The organism is Pseudomonas rubra (assembly GCF_028656935.1).
Lineage (GTDB): Bacteria > Pseudomonadota > Gammaproteobacteria > Pseudomonadales > Pseudomonadaceae > Aquipseudomonas > Aquipseudomonas rubra.
On the sequence record NZ_JAMDGZ010000017.1, the window covers coordinates 22,973 to 43,873 of the forward strand.

18 protein-coding genes and 1 tRNA gene are annotated in these 20,901 nt (G+C 63.5%); 10 read left to right on the forward strand and 9 right to left on the reverse strand.

Going from position 1 to position 20,901, the window contains the following annotated elements:
- Positions 1-76 precede the first annotated feature (76 nt).
- The 7 genes from fdnG (at position 77) to M5G17_RS08545 (ending at position 9,256) form a co-directional block, all read left to right on the forward strand.
- On the forward strand, positions 77-3,142 hold the full coding sequence (fdnG, locus tag M5G17_RS08515) for a formate dehydrogenase-N subunit alpha (RefSeq protein WP_273892490.1): 3,066 nt from the start codon (positions 77-79) through the stop codon (positions 3,140-3,142).
- Positions 3,142-4,092, forward strand: coding sequence for a formate dehydrogenase subunit beta (gene fdxH / locus M5G17_RS08520; protein ID WP_273892491.1), 951 nt, complete (start codon positions 3,142-3,144; stop codon positions 4,090-4,092). The genes fdnG and fdxH overlap by 1 nt, the downstream gene beginning before the upstream one ends.
- Positions 4,089-4,742, forward strand: coding sequence for a formate dehydrogenase subunit gamma (locus M5G17_RS08525; protein WP_273892492.1), 654 nt, complete (start codon positions 4,089-4,091; stop codon positions 4,740-4,742). Before fdxH ends, M5G17_RS08525 begins: the two co-directional genes overlap by 4 nt.
- A gap of 4 nt (positions 4,743-4,746) precedes the next feature.
- Entirely contained in the window at positions 4,747-5,670 is a 924-nt protein-coding gene (gene fdhE / locus M5G17_RS08530) for a formate dehydrogenase accessory protein FdhE (RefSeq protein ID WP_273892493.1), read from the forward strand.
- A 149-nt stretch (positions 5,671-5,819) separates the two neighbouring features.
- Positions 5,820-7,235 (forward strand): L-seryl-tRNA(Sec) selenium transferase, encoded by a 1,416-nt coding sequence (selA, locus tag M5G17_RS08535; protein ID WP_273892494.1) that lies wholly within the window; start codon positions 5,820-5,822, stop codon positions 7,233-7,235.
- Positions 7,232-9,151 (forward strand): selenocysteine-specific translation elongation factor, encoded by a 1,920-nt coding sequence (gene selB / locus M5G17_RS08540; RefSeq protein WP_273892495.1) that lies wholly within the window; start codon positions 7,232-7,234, stop codon positions 9,149-9,151. The genes selA and selB overlap by 4 nt, the downstream gene beginning before the upstream one ends.
- A 9-nt stretch (positions 9,152-9,160) precedes the next feature.
- A tRNA-Sec gene (locus M5G17_RS08545) sits at positions 9,161-9,256 on the forward strand.
- 4 nt (positions 9,257-9,260) lie between these two features.
- Here M5G17_RS08545 and M5G17_RS08550 read toward each other — a convergent pair.
- Entirely contained in the window at positions 9,261-10,253 is a 993-nt protein-coding gene (locus tag M5G17_RS08550) for an asparaginase (protein ID WP_273892496.1), read from the reverse strand.
- A gap of 1 nt (position 10,254) precedes the next feature.
- Positions 10,255-11,697 carry an alanine/glycine:cation symporter family protein gene (locus tag M5G17_RS08555; RefSeq protein ID WP_273892497.1) on the reverse strand — a complete coding sequence of 481 codons (1,443 nt, stop codon included), beginning with the start codon at positions 11,695-11,697 and terminating at the stop codon, positions 10,255-10,257.
- 175 nt (positions 11,698-11,872) lie between these two features.
- On the opposite strand from M5G17_RS08555, the gene M5G17_RS08560 reads away from it, so the two are divergent.
- The gene (locus M5G17_RS08560) at positions 11,873-12,691 is read left to right on the forward strand and encodes a helix-turn-helix domain-containing protein (protein ID WP_273892498.1); all 819 of its coding nucleotides are present in this window, start codon (positions 11,873-11,875) and stop codon (positions 12,689-12,691) included.
- Between the two features lie 6 nt (positions 12,692-12,697).
- Here the strand turns inward: M5G17_RS08560 and M5G17_RS08565 are convergent, their stop codons facing one another.
- Genes M5G17_RS08565 through M5G17_RS08575 form a run of 3 tightly spaced genes read right to left on the reverse strand, consistent with a single transcriptional unit; the run spans position 12,698 to position 15,402 of the window.
- Entirely contained in the window at positions 12,698-13,537 is an 840-nt protein-coding gene (locus tag M5G17_RS08565; RefSeq protein WP_273892499.1) for an alpha/beta hydrolase, read from the reverse strand.
- A gap of 9 nt (positions 13,538-13,546) precedes the next feature.
- Positions 13,547-14,341 (reverse strand): TSUP family transporter, encoded by a 795-nt coding sequence (locus M5G17_RS08570; RefSeq protein WP_273892500.1) that lies wholly within the window; start codon positions 14,339-14,341, stop codon positions 13,547-13,549.
- A gap of 17 nt (positions 14,342-14,358) precedes the next feature.
- On the reverse strand, positions 14,359-15,402 hold the full coding sequence (locus M5G17_RS08575) for a Fe(II)-2OG oxygenase family protein (protein ID WP_273892501.1): 1,044 nt from the start codon (positions 15,400-15,402) through the stop codon (positions 14,359-14,361).
- A 294-nt stretch (positions 15,403-15,696) separates the two neighbouring features.
- Between M5G17_RS08575 and M5G17_RS08580 the strand changes: the two genes are divergently transcribed.
- Both M5G17_RS08580 and M5G17_RS08585 read left to right on the forward strand, forming a co-directional pair.
- On the forward strand, positions 15,697-16,581 hold the full coding sequence (locus tag M5G17_RS08580; RefSeq protein ID WP_273892502.1) for a sugar nucleotide-binding protein: 885 nt from the start codon (positions 15,697-15,699) through the stop codon (positions 16,579-16,581).
- The gene (locus M5G17_RS08585) at positions 16,574-17,503 is read left to right on the forward strand and encodes an NAD-dependent epimerase/dehydratase family protein (protein ID WP_273892503.1); all 930 of its coding nucleotides are present in this window, start codon (positions 16,574-16,576) and stop codon (positions 17,501-17,503) included. The genes M5G17_RS08580 and M5G17_RS08585 overlap by 8 nt, the downstream gene beginning before the upstream one ends.
- A gap of 72 nt (positions 17,504-17,575) precedes the next feature.
- On the opposite strand, the gene M5G17_RS08590 is transcribed toward M5G17_RS08585, so the two are convergent.
- The 4 genes from M5G17_RS08590 to M5G17_RS08605 all read right to left on the reverse strand — a co-directional run bounded on the left by M5G17_RS08590 (position 17,576) and on the right by M5G17_RS08605 (position 20,877).
- Positions 17,576-18,259 carry an OmpW/AlkL family protein gene (locus tag M5G17_RS08590; RefSeq protein ID WP_130266491.1) on the reverse strand — a complete coding sequence of 228 codons (684 nt, stop codon included), beginning with the start codon at positions 18,257-18,259 and terminating at the stop codon, positions 17,576-17,578.
- 109 nt (positions 18,260-18,368) lie between these two features.
- The gene (locus M5G17_RS08595; protein WP_273892504.1) at positions 18,369-18,884 is read right to left on the reverse strand and encodes a DUF3299 domain-containing protein; all 516 of its coding nucleotides are present in this window, start codon (positions 18,882-18,884) and stop codon (positions 18,369-18,371) included.
- A gap of 8 nt (positions 18,885-18,892) precedes the next feature.
- Positions 18,893-20,158 (reverse strand): ABC transporter permease, encoded by a 1,266-nt coding sequence (locus tag M5G17_RS08600; protein ID WP_273892505.1) that lies wholly within the window; start codon positions 20,156-20,158, stop codon positions 18,893-18,895.
- The gene (locus M5G17_RS08605) at positions 20,158-20,877 is read right to left on the reverse strand and encodes an ABC transporter ATP-binding protein (RefSeq protein WP_273892506.1); all 720 of its coding nucleotides are present in this window, start codon (positions 20,875-20,877) and stop codon (positions 20,158-20,160) included. The genes M5G17_RS08600 and M5G17_RS08605 overlap by 1 nt, the downstream gene beginning before the upstream one ends.
- Between the last annotated feature and the right edge of the window lie 24 nt (positions 20,878-20,901).

Below are 20,901 nucleotides of genomic sequence, written 5' to 3' on the forward strand. Positions count from 1 at the left end.
AGTTTTGCCGCCACCGTGATCGTTCAAGAGACGCCGGCAACGTCCCGCGCGTCCACCACCTGATCAGGAGTGCACGATGGATCTCAACCGTCGGCAGTTCTTCAAGGTCGCAGCGGTAGGCCTTGGAGGCTCGAGCCTGGCGGCGTTGGGCATGGCCCCGACACCCGCCTTCGCCGAGCAGGTACGCCACTTCAAGCTGGCGCGTACCATCGAGACTCGCAACACCTGCCCCTACTGCTCGGTCGGCTGCGGCCTGATCCTGTACAGCCAGGGTGATGGTGGCAAGAACGTTGCGCAGAACATCATTCATATCGAAGGCGACGCCGATCACCCGGTGAACCGCGGCACCCTGTGCCCGAAAGGCGCCGGCCTGCTCGACTTTATCCACAGCCCCAGTCGTCTGCAGTACCCGCAGGTGCGCAAGCCCGGCAGCAGCGAGTGGGCGCGGGTGTCCTGGGATGAGGCGCTGGACCGTATTGCCGACCTGGTCAAGACCGACCGCGATGCCAACTTCATCGAGAAGAACGCCCAGGGCCAGACGGTCAACCGTTGGCTGACCACCGGTTTTCTGGCGGCATCGGCGGCTTCCAGCGAAGCCGGTTACCTGACTCACAAGGTCATTCGCAGTCTGGGCATGCTGGGGTTCGATAACCAGGCACGTGTCTGACATGGCCCGACGGTGGCAAGTCTTGCCCCGACGTACGGCCGTGGTGCCATGACCAACCACTGGACCGATATCGCCAACGCGAATCTGATTCTGGTGATGGGTGGCAACGCAGCAGAAGCGCACCCGTGCGGCTTCAAATGGGTGACCGAAGCCAAGGCCCACAACAAGGCCCGGCTGATCGTGGTCGATCCGCGCTTTACTCGTACTGCTTCGGTGGCCGATTACTACGCGCCGATTCGTACCGGTAGCGATATCGCCTTCATGGGCGGCCTGATCAATTACCTGCTGAGCAACGACAAGATCCAGCACGAGTACGTGCGCAACTACACCGATGTGTCGTTTATCGTCAAAGCCGGCTTTGGTTTCGAGGACGGCCTGTTCAGCGGCTATGACGCGGCCAAACGCAGCTATACCGACAAGTCCGGCTGGGGCTACGAGCTGGATGAGGACGGCTTTGCCAAAGTTGACCCGACCCTGCAGGACCCGCGCTGTGTCTACCAGTTGATGAAGCTGCACTACAGCCGCTACACCGCGGAGCTGGCCAGCATGATCTGTGGCATGCCGCAGGAGCGCATGCTGAAGATCTGGGAAGAGATCGCCACCTGCTCGCAACCGGGCAAGACCATGACGATTCTCTATGCCCTGGGTTGGACCCAGCATTCGATTGGTGCGCAGATCATCCGCAGTGCTGCCATGGTGCAACTGTTGCTGGGCAACGTCGGCATGCCCGGGGGCGGCGTCAACGCCCTGCGCGGGCACTCCAACATCCAGGGCCTGACCGACCTGGGCCTGCTGTCCAACTCTTTGCCGGGCTACCTGACCCTGCCGGGCGATGCCGAGCAGGATTACGATGCCTACATCGCCAAGCGGGCGCTCAAGCCGTTGCGGCCGGGGCAACTGTCGTACTGGCAGAACTACGGCAAGTTCCATGTCAGCCTGATGAAAGCCTGGTATGGCGCCAACGCCAGCGCCGAGAACCATTGGGGCTATGACTGGCTACCGAAGCTGGATATTCCCGGCTACGACGTGTTGAAGATGTTCGACCTGATGGGCCAAGGCAAGGTCAACGGCTATATGTGCCAGGGCTTCAACCCGATTGCTGCGTTGCCGGACAAGAACCGTGTCAGCGCCGCCCTGAGCAAGCTCAAATGGCTGGTGGTCATGGACCCGCTGGCCACCGAGACCTCGGAGTTCTGGCGTAACGTCGGGCCTTTCAACGATGTGCAGAGCGCCGATATCCACACCGAAGTCATCCGCTTGCCCACCACCTGCTTTGCCGAGGAGGACGGCTCGCTGGTCAACAGCAGCCGCTGGTTGCAATGGCACTGGAAGGGCGCCGACGGCCCGGGTGAAACCCGTACCGACGTGCGCATCATGAGCGAGCTGTTCCTGCGCCTGCGCAAGCGCTACCAGGCTGAAGGCGGCGCTTTTGCCGCGCCGTTGCTGAACCTCAGCTGGCCCTACAAGGTGGCCGATGAGCCCTCGCCCGAAGAACTGGCCAGGGAGCTTAACGGCAACGCGGTCAGCGACCTTACCGATGCCAGCGGTGCCACGATCAAGGCCGGCCAGCAACTGTCCGCCTTTGCCCAGCTCAAGGACGATGGCAGCACCGCGTCCGGCTGCTGGATCTTCTGTGGCAGTTGGACCGAGCAGGGCAACCAGATGGCCCGGCGCGACAACAGCGATCCGTTCGGCATGAAGCAGAACCTTGGCTGGGCCTGGGCCTGGCCGGCCAACCGACGGATCCTCTACAACCGCGCCTCGGCCGATCCGCAAGGCAAGCCGTGGGACCCGGACAAGCGTCTGGTGTGGTGGAACGGTAAAACCTGGGGTGGCACCGACACCCCGGACTACAAAGCGGACGTGCCGCCGGAGGCCGGCATGAACCCATTCATCATGAACCCGGAAGGGGTGGCGCGCTTCTTTGCCGTCGACAAGATGGCCGAAGGCCCGTTTCCCGAGCACTACGAGCCCTTCGAAACGCCGATCGGCATCAACCCGCTGCACCCGAACAACAAGCAGGCGACCAGCAACCCGGCCGGGCGCATCTTCGACTCGGTGTGGGACACCCTGGGCCAGGCCAAGGACTTCCCCTACGCAGCCACCAGTTACCGGCTGACCGAGCATTTCCACTTCTGGAGCAAGCACTGCAAGCTCAACGCCATTGTCCAGCCCGAGCAGTTTGTCGAAATCGGCGAAGTGCTGGCGCAGGAGAAAGGCATCGTCGCCGGTGACCGCGTGCGGGTCAGTTGCAAGCGCGGGCATATCGAGGCGGTGGCGGTGGTGACCAAGCGGATCCGGCCGCTGCAGGTGAACAACCAGACCGTGCACCAGGTCGGCATTCCACTGCACTGGGGCTTCACCGGCAGCACCCGGCACGGTTACCTGACCAACACCCTGGTGCCGTTCCTCGGTGACGGCAATACCCAGACGCCGGAATCGAAGTCGTTCCTGGTCAACGTGGAGAAAATCTGATGGCTAGCCAAGACATCATCGCCCGTTCGGCCACCACCACGCCGCCCTCGTCGATCCGCCAGCTGGAGGAGGTGGCCAAGCTGATCGACACCACCAAGTGCATCGGTTGCAAGGCTTGCCAGGTGGCCTGTTCGGAATGGAACGAGCTGCGCGACGAAGTGGGTCATAACCACGGCACCTACGATAATCCCCAGGACTTGAGCGCCGAAAGCTGGACCCTGATGCGCTTTACCGAGCACGAGACCGACGACGGCAACCTGGAGTGGCTGATCCGCAAGGACGGTTGCATGCACTGCGCCGATCCTGGTTGCCTGAAGGCCTGTCCGAGCCCGGGGGCAATCATCCAGCATGCCAACGGTATCGTCGACTTCAATCAGGACCACTGCATCGGCTGCGGTTACTGTATTACCGGCTGCCCGTTCAATATCCCGCGGATTTCCCAGAAGGACCACAAGGCCTACAAGTGCACCCTGTGTTCCGACCGGGTGTCGGTGGGGCTGGAGCCGGCCTGCGTGAAAACCTGCCCGACCGGCGCCATTGTCTTTGGCAGCAAGCAGGACATGAAGGAGCACGCTGCCGAGCGCATCGTCGACCTCAAGTCGCGCGGTTTCGACAATGCCGGTTTGTATGACCCCGATGGTGTCGGTGGCACCCATGTCATGTACGTGCTGCACCACGCTGACACGCCGCGCTTGTATGCCGGCCTGCCGGACCAGCCGGTCATCAGCCCGCTGGTGGGCCTGTGGAAGGGCGTGAGCAAACCGCTGGCGCTGCTGGCCATGGGCGCGGCGGTGCTGGCAGGGTTCTTCCACTATGTGCGCATTGGCCCGCAACGGGTCGAGGAGGACGAACACCCCAGTCCGCCGGATTCCAGCGTGCAGGTGGTCGACCCAGCGGTGCATGTCTATGACCCGAACCAGCCGGGTGGGCAAGGGGAGCAACGACCATGAGCGACAAACCTATCCTGCGCTACAACGCCAACGAGCGGACCAATCACTGGTTGGTGGCAATCCTGTTCATCCTGGCGGCGTTGTCGGGGCTGGCGCTGTTTCACCCGGCGCTGTTCTGGCTCAGCCATCTGTTCGGCGGCGGGCCGTGGACACGCATCCTGCACCCTTTCATGGGGGTGTTGATGTTCGTGTTCTTTGTTGGCCTGGTGCTACGTTTCTGGCGGGCGAATTACTTCATTGCCAACGACCGTCTGTGGCTCAAACGCATCGACCGGGTGATGCGCAACGAAGAGCAGGGCGTACCACCGATCGGCAAGTACAACCCCGGGCAGAAGCTGCTGTTCTGGACCTTGCTGCTGTGCATGTTGGTGCTGTTGGTCAGCGGCGTGGTGATCTGGCGCGCCTATTTCAGCAGCTACTTCACTATCGACTCGATTCGCCTGGCGACCTTGCTGCATGCCCTGGCGGCATTCGTGCTGGTGTTGAGCATCATCGTTCACATCTATGCCGGGATCTGGATCAAGGGTTCGCTCAGCGCCATGCTGCATGGCTGGGTCAGCCGCGCCTGGGCAAAAAAACACCATGAGCTGTGGTATCGGCAGGTGACCGGTGACAAACCCGCCGAGCCACCGATCAACAAGAAAGGATGAGCGCTTGAGTACGCTTCTTGAACCTGGGCAGATCGAAGCGGCGGCCGGTACGCCACCGTTTCTGTACCTGCCACCGAAGAACCTGTTCGCCCTGCGTGCGCAGCGCCTGGAGATGCTGGCCGAGGGCAACCCGCTGGCTGATTATCTGCGGTTGCTGGCTGGCCTGTGCCAGGTGCAACAGAGCCTGCTGGACCAGCCGCCGGCTGCAGCCCCAAGCGACACCGAGCGTCAGCGCCTGTGTGTCGAACATGGCTTGCCGCCGCTGGCGGCTGACAGCCTGGTGCGTGAAGGGCATTGGCTGGTTTATCTGCAGGCATTGTTGCAGCGTTATCCGGCTTCGATGGGTGCGGTGGCGAATGCGATTGATCAACTGCAGCGTGCTTCGAATGAGCAGCGCAAGTTGTGGGCAATTGCATTGCTGACCGGGCAGTACAGCCTGGTACCTGCAGCACTGGTGCCATTTCTCGGCGCGGCGTTGCAGGCCGCCTGGAGCCATTGGCTGCTGAGCCTGCAGGGCGTCGAACTGAAAGCGGCGGACAACCTGTGCCACTGCCCGGCCTGCGGCTCACCGGCCATGACCGGGGTTATCCGCCACCGGGGCAAGTACAACGGCCTGCGTTACCTGGTGTGTTCGCTGTGTGCCTGCGAATGGCATGTGGTGCGGGTCAAGTGCGTGTATTGCGAGCAGAGCAAGGACCTCAGGTATGTGAGCCTGGAGACGGATCGCTACCCCAGCGCCAAGGCGCCGCTGCAGGCTGAGTGCTGCCCGGGCTGCAACACCTACCTCAAGCACATTTACCTGGAAAACGACGCCGATGCCGAAGCGCTGTCGGCCGACCTGGCCAGCCTGGTGCTGGATATGCGCCTGGATCAGGAAGGCTTTGAACGCCTGGCGCCGAACCTGCTGCTGGCGCCGGGAGGGGGGTGAGATCGGGTCTACACTGAGGTTCTGCCCATCCCTGTGGGAGCTGGCTTGCCAGCGATGCAGGCACCGCGGCCCTTTGTCAGGACTGTAGTGATGCCATCGCTGGCAAGCCAGCTCCCACAAGGTCCACGCTGAAGTTGAGTATCGTCTGAATGCCGTCCAACCTCGCCAAGCTCCCGACCCGCCTGCCCTCCATCGACACCCTGTTGCGACACCCCGCCAGCCTCCCGCTGATCGAGCGCTACGGCCGCGACGCGGTCCTGGCCAGCCTGCGCCAGCTACTCGATGACCTGCGTGACGAGGTCAGGCTCGGTCGGTTGGACGCCGCCGAACTGGCTGACCCTGTGCTGCTTGGCCGTGCTGGCGAACGCCTCACTGCCCAACACCGCAGCCAGGTCCGGCGGGTGTTCAATCTCACTGGTACGGTGCTGCACACCAACCTTGGGCGAGCCTTGCTGCCCGAGCAAGCCATCGACGCCGTGCAACGGGCCGCCCGTTACCCGCTCAACCTCGAATTCGACTTGGCCAGCGGCAAGCGCGGCGACCGTGATGACCTGATCGAGGGCTTGATCCGCGAGCTCACCGGAGCCGAAGCCGTCACCGTGGTCAACAATAATGCCGCTGCCGTGCTGCTGGCGCTCAACAGCCTGGGCGCGCGTAAGGAAGGGATCATCTCGCGCGGTGAACTGATCGAGATTGGAGGCGCCTTCCGTATCCCCGACATCATGGCCCGCGCCGGGGTCAAGCTGCATGAAGTGGGCACCACCAACCGCACGCACGCCCGCGATTACGAAGCGGCAATCAGCCCCCGCAGCGGCCTGTTGATGCGCGTGCATTGCAGCAACTACAGCATTCAGGGTTTCACCACCCAGGTGCCGACTGCTGAGCTGGCGCAGTTGGCCCGGCGTCATGATTTACTACTGCTGGAAGACCTGGGCAGCGGCAGCCTGCTCGACCTCACCCGCTGGGGCTTGCCGGCCGAGCCTACTGTGCGTCAGGCCTTGGCGGATGGCGCCGATATCGTCACCTTCAGCGGCGACAAACTGCTGGGCGGGCCCCAGGCCGGCATCATCGTCGGGCGCAAGGACCTGATTGCACGGATCAAGAAGAACCCGCTCAAACGCGCCTTGCGGGTCGACAAATTGACCCTCGCGGCGCTGGAAGCCGTACTGGGGTTGTACCGCAATCCCGATCAACTGGCCGAGCACCTGCCCAGCCTGCGCCTGCTGACCCGACCGCAGTCCGATATCCTCCAGCAGGCTGAGCGCTTGTTGCCGGCGTTGGCTCATCAGTTGGGCGAGCACTGGACGGTCAGTGCAGAGCTTGCGCTGGGCATGATCGGCAGTGGCAGCCAACCGGTGGCGCGCTTGCCCAGTGCGGCGTTGTGTATGCGTGCGCGGGTGTCCAAACGCCTGCGTGGGCGCTCCTTGCATGGCTTGGAAGCGGCGCTGCGGGACCTGCCGATCCCCGTGCTCGGGCGCATTGATGACGATGCCCTGTGGCTGGACCTGCGTCAGCTGGATGACGAAGCCGCGTGGCTGGCGCAGTTGCCACAGGTGCAGGTGTGATTGTCGGTACTGCCGGGCATATCGACCACGGCAAGACCGCCTTGCTCCAAGCCCTGACCGGCCAGGCGGGTGACCAGCGCCGGGAGGAGCGTGAACGCGGCATGACCATCGACCTGGGTTATCGCTACGCCGCCCTGAGTCCTGGCGCACCGCTTACCGGCTTTATTGACGTGCCCGGCCATGAGCGTTTTATCCACAACATGCTCGCTGGCGCCCAGGGTATAGACCTGGTGCTGCTGGTGGTCGCGGCTGACGACGGGGTGATGCCACAGACCCGCGAACACCTGGCGATTGTCGAGTTGCTGGGCATCCCGCGCGCCCTGGTGGTGATCAGCAAGTGTGATCGGGTCGAGCCGCAGCGGGTGCAGGAGGTACAAGCCCAGGTTAGCGTGCTGCTGGCCCCCGGGCCTTATGCAGGGGTGGCGCAGTTTGTGGTTTCCAGCGTGACCGGCGAGGGTATCGAGCCACTGCGCCTGGCCTTGCTGGCGGCCCAGGGCGAGGTCGGTCAGCGCAGCAGTCAGGGCGGCTTTCGCCTGGCTATCGACCGTGCGTTTGCGGTTGCCGGTGCCGGCATCGTGGTCACCGGTACGGCGCTGGCCGGGCACGTGCAGCTGGGCGACAGCTTGCTGCTGGGCAAGGCTGGCAAGCCGGTGCGGGTGCGTGGTCTGCATGCCCAGACCCAGGCGGCCACCGAGGCCCATGCCGGGCAGCGGGTCGCCTTGAACATCAGTGCCGAGCGCCTGCAACTGGAGCAGATCCACCGCGGTGACTGGCTGCTCGCCGAGTGGCTGTATGCGCCGACCCAGCGCCTGGATATTGAGCTGCAACTGCTGGCCAGCGAACTGCGCGCCTTCGCCCATTTCAGCCCGGTGCACGTGCACCTGGGCACCCAGGATGTCAGCGCCCGGGTCGCCTTGTTGCAAGGCGAGCAGTTGCAGCCGGGCGGGCGCATGTTCGCCCAGTTGCTGACCAATGCTCCCTTGCAGGCGGTGCAGGGTGATCGGCTGGTGCTGCGTGATCAGCGTGCTCAGCGCACGCTCGGGGGTGGCCGCGTGCTCGATCCCTTTGCGCCTGCCCGCCAGCGCCGCAGAGAAACACGCATCGCTCAGTTGCAGGCATTGGCAGCCAGCGACAGCCTGGAGCAAGCCTTGCCGGCGTTGCTTGCCAATGACGCGCGTGGGCTCGATCCGCAGCGCCTGGAGCGCCAGTTCAACCGCTTGCGCAGCAGTTGGCAACTGCCCGCCAATGTCCAGGTGATTGCCACCCGGCAAGGTCCGCTGCTGTTCATCGATGAGCATTGGCACAGCCTGAAGGCCACAGTACTGGAAGGGCTGGCGCGATTTCACCAGCAGGAGCCGGATCAGCTTGGTCCTGACCGTGATCGCTTGCGTCGCTTCGTCGCCCTGGCACTGGAGCGACCGGCATTCATCAGCCTGGTGGATGAGTTGCTGGCCAGCGGCAGCCTGCTCAGCAGCGGGCCCTGGCTGCACCTGCCCGAACACCAGATCCGTTTGAGTGATGCTGACGCCCAGCTGTGGAGCCAACTGAGCCCTTTGCTGGAAGAGGGCACATTTGATCCGCCCTGGGTTCGTGATCTGGCCCGAGCAGTGAGCGCCGATGAAGCCGGGGTGCGTTTGCTGCTGCGCAAGCTTGGCCGCTTGGGTCAGGTACACCAGGTGGTGCGTGATCTGTTTTATCCTGAGGCCACGATCCGGCAAATGGCGGCTATGCTCTTGCAGCTGGCCAGTGACGATCCGGTGGTGCAGGTCGCCGCGTTTCGTGACGTTCTGGGGATTGGGCGCAAGCGCAGTGTGCAGGTGCTCGAGTACTTCGACCGTATTGGCCTGACCCGGCGCATCGGTGATCGGCGCCAGGTTCGCGCCGACAATGCCCTGGCCCAAAGGCCTGGGCAGTAGTCCGTTCAAGGAAGGCAATCGCGTCCGGTGGCGCGGCCGGGCTTCAAACCCGGTTGGGGACGGCAGCCGTTCCCGGGCAGGTTCGACTCCCGCTGCCTTCCGCCACTTTCTACTGAGCGCGTTCGCCGCACAGGTCCAGGGCGAACCAGTGCTCCGCCGCTTGCACATCCAGCCCGGCCCCGAGCAGGGCAAACATCTTGCCCAGCGCCGCTTCGCGGGTCATGCCGCCGGCACTGACCAGGCCGCTGCCCCGCAAACGGCTGCCGGCCGCATAGGTGTCGAAGTGCACCGCTCCCTCCGGGCATTGGCTGATGGCGGCAATCAGCACGCCACCCTGGCGAGCGTCGTGCAAGGCGTCGAGCAGGTCCTGATCATCCGACGGCCCGGTGCCGCTGCCGTAGCACTCCAGCAGCAAGCCTTGCACGCCGCTGGCCAGCAGGCCGCGCAGATGGCCGACCTGCAGCCCGGGAAAGACTGGCAACACCGCCAGGTTGACCGGTTGCAGTGGCTGGCGGTAATCCAGGCTGGCCGGGATCGACGCGTGCCGTTGCCCAGTGCGCTCCCGGGTCAGCACGGCGAAGGCGTCGAACGCCTCGCTGCGCAGCTTGGAGGCGCGTGCACCGTGCAGCAATTGGCCGTGGAAATACAGCTGCACGCCATCTTCAATTCCCGTGGCCATCAACTGCAGGGCACCGCAGAGGTTGTCCCAGGCATCGCTGTGCGGTGCGCCGGCCGGCAACATCGATCCGGTCAACAACACCGGAACCGGCAGGCCGAGCAGCAGGAACGACAGTGCCGCGGCGCTGTAGGCCAGGGTGTCGGTGCCATGCAGCAAGAGGATGCCGTCGTGGCCATCACGCTCCACCGCTTCGACAATGGCCTCGCGCATAGCCAACCAGTTGCTCTGTTGCATGTTGGCGCTGTCGATCAGCGGCTGCAGCTCGCGCAGTTGCCAGTGGATCGCCGGTGTCTGCACCTGTTGTTCCAGGTGGGCACGCATGCGCGCCTCGAAACCACCGGCTGGTGCCAGGCCTTGCGGCGTTTGCAGCATGCCGATGGTGCCGCCGGTGTAGAGGATCAGCAGGTTGTTGACGGCGCGCATGTCAGCTCTGCGGCTGCGCGGCAGCGACGTTGGCGTCAACCTTGGTCTCGACTCGCGGGCTCACTGGCCAGGCTTCGGGATCAATGTCCAGATCGGCGAAGCGCGAGGCGTCGAATACGGGCTGGGCAATGCCAGCGCGGCGTTGCTCGTCGTAGTCGCGCATTACCCGCAGGCCAACCTTGAACAGCAGGGCCAGGGCGATCAGGTTGACGAAGGCCAGGCAGGTCATGGTGATGTCGGCGAAGGCGAACACGGTGGAGAGGTTCTGCACCGAGCCCCAGACGATCAGTGCCAGCACCAGGGCGCGGTAGCCCAGCAGCACCAGACGGTTGCGGCTGAGGAACTGCAGGCTGGTTTCGCCCAGGTAGTAGTTGTAGAGAATGCAGGTGAAGACGAACAGCGACAGTGCCACGCTGACGAACAGGCGACCCCAGTCACCGACCACAGCGGCCAGGGAGTTCTGGGTCAGGACAATGCCGTCACCTTCGAAGCCTGGGGTGTAGACGCCGGACAGCAGGATCAGCAGTGCGGTGCAGGTGCAGATGACAAAGGTATCGAGGAACACGCTGAACGCCTGGACCACGCCCTGAGCGCCGGGGTGCTTGACCGCGGCGACGGCGGCGACGTTGGGCGCACTGCCCAGGCCCGCTTCGTTGGCGAACACGCCGCGCTTGACGCCCATGACGATGGCGCTGCCGAGCAGGCCAGCAAACGCAGGGTCGAGGCCGAAGGCGCTCTTGAAGATGGTTTCGAGCATGGCTGGCACGTGTTCGATCTGGCTGCCGATCACGTACAGGGTCACGCCGATGTAGGCCAGGGTCTTGACCGGCACCAGCAGGTCAGACACCGCAGCGATGCGCTTGATGCCGCCCAGGAACACGATCGCCAGCAGCACCGCCAAGGCGATCCCGGTGTGGCTCGGGTCGAAGCCGAAGGCGTTCTGCAGCGAGTGGGTAACGGTGTAGGACTGCAGGCCGTTGAAGGCAAAGCCGTAGGTCACCAGCAGCAGGATGGAGAACACCACCGCCATGGTCTTGAGCTTCAGACCGTGCTGGATGTAGTAGGCCGGGCCGCCACGGTACAGGCCGTCACCGTCGCTACGCTTGTAGACCTGGGCCAGGGTGCATTCGAAAAAGCTGCTGGACATGCCGACCAGGGCAGTGACCCACATCCAGAACACCGCGCCTGGGCCGCCGAGGGTCACGGCAATGCCGACACCGGCGATGTTCCCGGCACCCACGCGCCCGGCCAGGCTCAGCATCAGGGCTTGGAACGAGCTCAGCTGGCCAGCCTGGCCGTGCAGCGATTCCTTGAAGACGGTGAACATGTGGCTGAAATGGCGGAACTGGACGAAACGGGAGCGCAGGGTGAAATAGCTGCCGAGTCCGACGATAAGCACGATGAGGAGTTTCCCCGAGAGGAAATCGTTGAGCGCTTCGAGCATGAAATGACCTCGATTCTTATTTTTCGCATGAAAGACGACAGGCCGGCGTCGATGCGCCGTATCCGTGGGGCGCATGGTTGGTTATGACAAGAATGGTTACAATTTCGCGGGTTGCTCTCAGTTGATGCGACTTGATGCTAAAGTGGCGTCTATCGCATCACCTGGAACGGCTCACATGAGCGAAAATCTCGGTACCAACCTCAAGCTTGCCTGCAGTCACTACCGCTCTATTTCGGAAGTTTGCCGGCAGTTGTCGATCAATCGTGCGCAGTTCAACAAATACCTGAGCGGGCAGAGTCAGCCGACGGCCTACAACCTCAAGCGCATTGGCGATTTCTTCGGTGTCGAGGATTACGAGCTGGGTTTGCCGCCCGAGCAGTTCGCCCGCCTGATCGGCGCCCGCAGCGCGGCGAACATGGCGATCAACCAGGCCGACCCGCTGGCCGAACTGTTGCGCCCGCTGCGCGAGCATGCCGGTAACTTGTCGCGTTACTGCGGTTACTACTTCGAGTACTCCAACTGCATGTCGGTGCCCGGCTCGATCTTGCTGTCGCTGGTGCACCTGCGCGAAGAGCGCGGCGCCTTCCTGTTCGAGCGCCAGGAGCGCCAGGAGCGTTCCAGCAGCACCGATGTGCAGGCTGAAGACTGGGTACGTTGCCGTTACCTGGGCGCGGCGTTCCAGTTGCAGGACCGCCTGTTTCTGCTCGACTACGAATCGCTGACCGTCAACGAGATGAGCCAGACCATCCTCATCCCCAGCTTCAAGAGCCGTATCACTCGCCTCAATGGCCTGAAAACCGGGGTTTCCAGCGGCGACCGGCGCACCCCGGCGTGCACCCGGGTGGTGTGGGAATACCTGGGGACCGAGATCAACCGCATCAGCGCTTACCGGCAGGTCAAGCTGTACCGTCCGGATGACCCACGAATCGACGACGACGTGCGCGAACGGCTGAGCGCCGGGCCGATCCGCAATGGCCTGTTCGAGATCGAATAGCGGCGTTCAGCCAAGAATGAACTCGGCGACCACCTGTGCCACTTGATCGGCCACCGCCGGCTTGTCGCGCAAATGCGCGGCAATGCCGTGATCGCAGTCGGTCAGCAGCAGGCATTCCAGGTGCGGCGCTGGCACCGCGCGCAGCAGGGCCTGGGTGACTTCTTCGGGAATCGGGCTGTAGCGCTGGGCTCCGGCTAGCCACAGGGTACCCGCCGAGGTCCCTTCGACCTGCCCGAAGGCCTTTGAGTTGAGGCCGTCGAACTCGCCGATCACCAGCAGCACCCGGCCCTCAAAGGTGCGCAGAAACCCGTAGCTGTCGCAGTCGAGAAAGCCGTAAGGCTGGCGAATCGCCGCAGTGAAGGCCGGGCCGAAGGGTTGGGTGTGGGCCGCATCCGGGTACACCGCCGGGCAGATCAGCACCAGTTTGTCGATCTGCGGGGTCTGCGCCGCCAGCTTCAACGCAATCGCCCCGCCCAGGCTATGGCCGAGCAGGGTCCGGCAGCGCCCGGCGATATGCTGGTGAAAGCGCCGGGCTTCCTCAAGGTTGGTGATCAGCGAGGGCTCCGGCGCCCCCGGCTCGGCAGCCAGACTGTGGCCGGAGAGGTTGCCGGTCAGCGAGCCGATGCCTTGCTCTTGCAGGCGATACAGCAGCGGGTTGAGGCGGGTGAAGTCCGAGCGCGCGCCGCCAACCACAAATAGCGGTGCGGCGCGTTCCTGTTCGGGGACCAGCAGCCGGGCCTGCTGCTGGAATCCATCGAACGTCTCACTGATGAACTGCTCGGCACCAGGCGCCGGTTCGTCATATTGCCAGGTACCGCGTTGGGTCGAGATCGCTTCCAGGTGCATGGACACCGCCTATAGGAACTGATGATGCAGCCATTCGCCGAGTGGGTTGCCGGTGCTTAGTAGCAGTTTGAGGGCCATGATGCAGCAGACGCAGACTAGCAGCGGCCTGATCAGTTTAGGACCGAAATGCACCGCGCAGCGAGCCCCCAGTTGCGCGCCGATAAAGGCGGCGCACGCCATCGCCAGCGCCAGCGGCCAGACAATCGCCCCGCTGAGCGAGAACACCGACAGCGCGCCGAGGTTGCACGCGGCATTGAGCAGCTTGCTGTTGCACACGGCGTTAAGCAGGGTCTGGCCGAGCAGAATGACGCAGGCGAGCATGAAGAACGAGCCGACCCCGGGGCCGAACACCCCATCGTAAAAGCCGATCACAGGCGCCACTGCCAGGCAGAACAGACTGATCGAGATCTTGGCCTTGCGCTGGTGCTCGTCGGGTTTGGGGCTGAAGGCGAAGTACGCGGCGACCAGAATCAGCAGCACCGGTACGCAGGCCTGCAGGAAGGTCTTGGGCACCAGACTGACCGACAGTGCCCCAAGGGCACCGCCGGCAAATGACATGGCGGCCATGGGTAAACCGCGCTTCCAGTCGATCATGCCCTTGCGGGCAAAGGCGTAGGTGGCCGACACCGTGGCCGACGCGGCCTGGAATTTGTTGGTGGCAATCGCCGCCAGCGGGTCGATGCCAGCCACAAACAGCACGGGCAGGGTAATCAGCCCGCCGCCGCCAGCGATGGCATCGAAAAAACCGGCCATCAGTGCCACCGATGCCAGGGTCAGCAGCAGGGTGATATCAATTTCCATCATCGGGGTGTTTTCCTTGTTCAGCCACGCACCAGCAGTGGGTCGTCCTTGAGGACTACGGGTTGAGCGAAGCGCGAATAGCCGAACAGGCGCACCAGCAGGCGGCGGTTGTCCTGGAGAATGTCGCGCCCGTGCAGCGCGCGGCAGTTGTTGATCAGCAAGGCGGATTCGGGCTGGAGTACGAACGGCAGGGGCTGGGCGTCGCTGACCAGGGCCTGGAAGGCGTCGAATGCGCGGGCGGCAGTGTCGCTGGCGTTATCGTTGAGGGAGAACCGGTAGGAGTTGTAGCGCAGGCTGAAACCGCCATTGGCATCGAACTGCAGCATCGAGGTGGCCTTGCCGGCTTCGCCTTGGCCGGCGACAAAGCATTCGCTGCGGGTGAAATCAAAAGACTCTGAGGTCAGGGCCAGCGCATGCAGGCTGCCCAATTGCTCGATGATGCCGCGCAGCGGGATGATCCGGGTCGGTTCGTTAGCCGGGTTCCAGCGTGCAGTGAGGATCAGCGCCGAGGGGGCAGGGGAGCGCCCGTCACTGGCGTCGACCGAGCAATTGTAGGGAGCTTCGGTGTGCGGGCCGAGGCGCAAGCCGGCGTGCGAGCTGAGTTCTACCAGGGTGTTGTGGTCCTCTCCGGGGCGCGCCACGCTGCCGCCGCCCTTGAAGTTACCGACCAGGCGCACCACCTGGCCTTCGTTGTCGATATCGAAGGCAAAGGCACGGTAGCGCACCAGCTCCAGCAACAGCTGGTTGCGGGCGGCCAGGTACAGGCAGCGCTCGCTCTGCTCCAGCGCGTCCAGGCCCGGCAAGTGCTCGGGCAGCGGGTCGGCCCCGGGGCAGGTCATGTTCGAAAACATCAGTGCCGATAACTGGCCATCGGCAAAGCGTTGCAGCACGGTCTTTTGGCTTGCGTCTAAGGTAGGGAGCAGGCGTTGTGCCCAAAGCCGGGCCTGGCTGGCCACGTCGGGCGCCTGGGGACCGCCCAGGTCTGCGAGGTTCTGGCTGGCGGCGGCCAGCGAGCGGGCTTGGTCCTGGTCGAAACTCAGGTACGCGACTTCCGAATCCTGCATGGGAAACATTCCTTTGTTATTGGTTTTATCTGGCAATCCGTGCCGACCGGCATTCAGACTGAACGTCTGGCCCCCGGCAAAGGAATAAGCTAACTATCCTCCTGGTTAATCCTTTAGGGGCAGTCAGCTCATTCCGGGCGCAGTATAGGCAGTTTCCGGATTTGTGTAAGTAGGGCGTAAAATTTACCCACGACACGGGGCTTGGCCGAGCGCCGCCCTCAAGTTGGACTTCCCCTGCCGGAAACCGCAAAATGAAGGCTTTCTTCCCATAATCTGATCGGACCTGCTGACTCTATGCGAATGCGCCTGATGCTGTTGGGAGGTGGAAGTGCCCTCGGGCAAGCGCTGATTCGACTCGGGGCCGAGGAAGACATCGGCTTTCTGGCGCCACGCCCGCCCGACAGCGGCTGGGATCCGGCCAGCCTGACCCAGTTGCTCGATGACACCCGCCCGGATGCGCTGATCAACCTGGCTTACTATTTCGACTGGTTCCAGGCCGAAGCCGTCAGCGAACAGCGCCTTGCTCAGCAGGAGCGCGCGGTCGAGCGCCTGGCCGAGTTGTGCCAGCACCACAATATCGTCCTGGTCCAGCCGTCCAGCTACCGGGTCTTCGATGGCTCGCGGGCCACGGCCTACAGCGAAAAGGACGAACCGGTACCGCTGGGGCTGCGCGGCCAGGCCTTGTGGCGCATCGAGCAGAGCGTGCGCGCGACGTGCCCGCAGCATGTGCTGCTGCGCTTTGGCTGGGTGCTCGACGAGAGCATCGATGGCGTGTTGGGTCGTTTCCTGACCCGCGCTGAACAACCGCAGGAATTGCTGCTTGCCGATGACCGCCGAGGCAACCCGACGCCAGTGGATGACGCCGCGCGGGTGATCCTCTCGGTACTTAAGCAACTCGATTGCGCAGCGCCCCTGTGGGGCACCTATCACTATGCTGGCAATGAGGCGACCACGCCGCTGGTGCTGGGGCAGGCGATCCTCACCGAGGCTGCTCAGTTGCATCAGTTGGCAGTGCAGGCACCGACCGCGCAGGCCCATGCCGCGCGCCCCGACGCCAGCGAAGAGCCACAGCATGCCGTGCTGGCCTGCAAGAAAATCCTCCACACCTTCGGCATCAAACCCCGCGCCTGGCGCGCCGGTTTGCCGCCCTTACTGGACCGTTTTTATCGTCATGGCTGATGCCCCTATTCTGATCACCGGCGGCGCTGGCTTCATCGGCTCCCACCTCAGCGATGCACTGCTGGAAAAAGGCTACAGCGTGCGCATCCTCGACGACCTGTCGACGGGCAAGCGCAGCAACCTGCAGATGGACAACCCCCGTCTGCAACTGCTCGAAGGCGATGTCGCCGATGCAGAACTGGTCAAGGCTGCCGCCGCCGGTTGCCAGGCCGTCGTGCACCTGGCCGCTGTCGCCTCGGTGCAGGCCTCGGTCGATGACCCGGTGAAAACCCACCAGAGCAACTTCATCGGCACCCTAAATGTGTGCGAGGCCATGCGCCTGAACGGCATCAAGCGTGTGCTGTTTGCCTCCAGCGCGGCGGTGTATGGCAACAATGGCGAAGGTCAGTCGATCATCGAGGACACGCCCAAGGCGCCGTTGACACCTTATGCTGTGGATAAGCTGGCCAGCGAGCAGTACCTGGACTTCTACCGTCGCCAGCATGGCCTGGAGCCAGTGGTGTTCCGCTTTTTCAACATCTTTGGCCCACGCCAGGATCCTTCCTCGCCGTATTCCGGGGTCATCAGTATTTTCTGTGAGCGCGCCTTGAACGGTACGCCAATCACCTTGTTTGGCGATGGTGAGCAGACCCGCGACTTCCTCTACGTTGGCGACCTGGTCAGTGTGATGGTTCAGGCGCTGGAGATGGCCGAAGTCGAAGAGGGGGCAGTGAACATTGGCCTGAACCAGGCGACTTCGCTGAACCAGTTGCTGGATGCGCTGAAGTCGGTAATTGGTGACCTGCCGGCGATCAGCCACGGGCCAGCACGCTCGGGGGATATCCGTCATTCGCGGGCGAATAATCAGCGTTTGCTGAGCCGCTTTGCCTTCCCTGAGGCGACGCCACTGGCCGATGGCCTGGCGCGTCTTTTAGGGCGCTGAAACGCATCGCGGGGCAAGCCCGCTCCTACCTGTAGGAGCGGGCTTGCCCCGCGATGCGTCTCTAAATGCCGCTTAGAATTTGTAACCCACACCCACCATGTAGACCCATGGATCGACATCCACGTCGACCTTGGTCTTGCCAACGCCCAGGGCGCTCGGGCCGTCGATCGTGGCCTTGGTGTCGATGTCGACGTACCAGACCGCAGCGTTGACCAGGAAGTTGTCGTTGATCATGTAGTCCATGCCCAACTGACCTGCCAGGCCGACCGAATCTTTCAACTTCATGTTGCTGAAGCCTTGAGCCTTGCGGCTGCTGCTCAGGTCTTCGTCAAAGAACATGGTGTAGTTCAGACCGATACCGGCGTATGGCTGGAACTTCGACGACGCTTCCATCGGGTAGTACTGCAGCGACAGGGTCGGTGGCAGTTGCTTGATGTCGGCCAACTTGCCATCCAGGCCGCCGCCCAGGCCCTTGACGCCCACGGTGTGCTGGAACGGGGTGGCGGCCAGCAGTTCCAGGCCGATGTGGTCGGTCAGCATGTAGGCGAACGCCAGGCCCAGCTGGGTGTCGCTGTCCAGGGTTGCCTTGGTGCCGGAGACCTTGGCGTCATCGAGCTTGAGGTCGCCGCTGTTTTCGTTGGGAGCGGTAGTGATCGCACCGGCACGCAGGATGAAGTCGCCAGCCTGGTGGGCATGGGCAACAGGGGCTGCAAGCGCCAGAGCAACGAGTGAGGCGCCAAGCAAGGACTTGTTCATGGAAGCTCCCAAAGGACGTTTAGAATTTAATGAGTCCAATGGTAAGGAGCTGACGGACGGTGACTTTTGATTCAGCTCAATGAAATCGCTAAAGCTTGCACGCGGCCATTTATTCTAGCTCGTATGCGTAGATTTTCTCGGCATCCATCTGATATCCGGCATCGGCCAGCTCACTGCTGGAGGCTTTGACCTGCATTTGCCCTTCGATCCAGTACGGCTGATAGAGGTCTTCGACCTTCACGCCGATCTCGCTGAAGATGTGAACGATCTGGTTCGACGGCGGTGGCGGCACATGAATGCAGGCGCCGTAGTAGGGCACCAGCAGGAACTCGGTGGTGCGGCCCTCTTCGCTGACTTCCAGTGGCACGATATAGCCCGGCAGTTTTACCTGCTGACCATCCAGGGCCTTGACCACTGGGGCATTGGGTGCGGTTTGCCGGGCTGCGGGGGCAGCTTCGGCGGCCAGGGCATCGCTCAATTGCGAGAGGTCGTGCAACGGCGCCAGTTGCGGCTGGATCACCGGCGCCCCGGCCGGGATCAATTGCTGCCATTCCAGGGTGCGGGGCTCGGCCGCCCACACAGGGGCGGCGATCAATAGCATGGAAAGTAACAGGGCGCGGCTCATCAAAGTACTCACAGATGGATAGACAGGCCGTCGGCCAATGACTGGCGATAGGCGCGCCAGGCTGGCACGGCGCCCATCAGCAGGGCGGCGCCGAGAATGATGGCCAGCAGGCTCCACTCATGGGTGCTGGGCCAGGTCAGGGGCAGCAACAAGCCGTAATTGGCTTGCACGTAACCTTGGGCCAGGGCAATGCCGGCATACAGCAAGGCGAGCCCAGCGATGATGCCGACGCTTGCCAGGGCCAGGGCTTCGAGCAGCAGAAGCCCGGCGATGTGCCATGGGCGAGCGCCCACCGAGCGCAGGATGGCCATCTCCCGGCGCCGTTCGTTGAGGCTGGTGAGAATCGCTGTGAGCATGCCGATCAGGCCGGTCAGCACGACGAACAGCGAGACCACGAACAGCGCCTGCTCGGCAGTACCCATCAGGCTCCAGAGTTCCTGCAGGGCCACGCCCGGCAGGATCGCCAGCAAGGGTTCGCCACGGTACTCGTTGATTTCCCGTTGCAGGCTGAAGGTCGCCACCTTGTTGTTCAGGCCCAGCATGAAGGCGGTGATGGCGGCGGGCTTGAGGTCCATGTTGCGTGCCTGCTCGGCGCTGATGCGTCCGGCGCCACGGGCCGGCATACCGTTGTGCCAGTCGATGTGGATGGCTTGCATGCCGCCCAGGCTGATGTGCAGGGTGCGATCGACCGGGGTGCCGGTGCGTTGCAACACACCGACCACGGTGAACGGTTTGTCATCGTGCTTGACCAGGCTGATGGCCGCCACGCCATGGGCCAGCACCAGCTTGTCGCCCAGTTTGTAGTGCAGGGCGTCGGCGACTTCAGCACCGAGCACCACCTCGAACGGGTCATTGGCAAAGGCCCGGCCCTCGGCCAGTTGCAGGTTCTGCTTGCGGCCGTATTGGTAGTGCTCGAAGTAGCGTACGTCGGTACCCATTACCCGATAGCCACGGTGCGAGTCGCCCAGGGAAATCGGGATGGCCCATTTGACGCGTGGGTCGCTGGCGTAATGCTCGAAGCTTTCCCAGCGAATGTTGTTGGTGGCATTGCCGATGCGAAACACCGAGTACAGCAGCAGGTTTACCGAACCCGAGCGAGCGCCGACGATCAGGTCGGTGCCGCTGATGGTACTGGCGAAGCTTGCGCGGGCTTCAGTACGCACCCGCTCGACCGCCAGCAACAGGCACACCGAGAGGGCAATGGCGAAGGCAGTCAGAAAGGCGGTAAAACGGCGGTTGGCCAGGCTGGCCAAGGCAAGACGGAGCAGGTACATCAGGCCTCCAGGTCGTTGGCCGGCTGGGCCGCGCGGTTGAGTTTGGCAAGGCACAGCTGGCGATCGAACAGTGGCGCCAGGCTCTGGTCATGGCTGACGAACAGCAGGCTGGAACCGGCCGCCCGGCACTCGGCGAACAGCAGGCGGATAAAGGCCTCGCGGGTGTCGGCATCGAGGGCGGAGGTCGGTTCGTCAGCGATCACCAGCTCCGGTTGGCCGATCAAAGCCCGGGCCGCGGCAACGCGCTGTTGCTGGCCGATTGACAGGCTGTCGGCGCGCCGCGCAAGCAGGGCCGGGTCTTTCAGGCCCAGGTGGGCGAGCAGGCCGGCGGCGGCCTGGTCGATACTGCCATGGCGTTCGACGGCCCGTTGTGCGCGACTGCGTGAGAAGCGGCAGGGCAGCTCGACGTTCTCCCGTACCGAAAGAAACGGCAGCAGGTTGAACTGCTGGAAAATGTAGCCGGTGTGATCGACGCGAAAGCGGTCGCGGGCGGCCAGCTTCAATTCGCTCAAGTCCTGGCCGAGCAGGCGGACGCTGCCGCGATCGGGCTTTTGCACACCGCCCAGCAGGCCCAGCAGGGTGGTCTTGCCGCTGCCGCTGGGGCCTTTGAGAAACAATGACTCGCCGGCGTGCAGGCGCAAGGTGGGAATATCCAGCAGGGGGGCTTGGCCCGGCCAGGCAAAGCCCAGGTCGGTCAGTTCAATCAGTGCCTGGCTCATAAATGAACGCCCGGGTTACCCCAG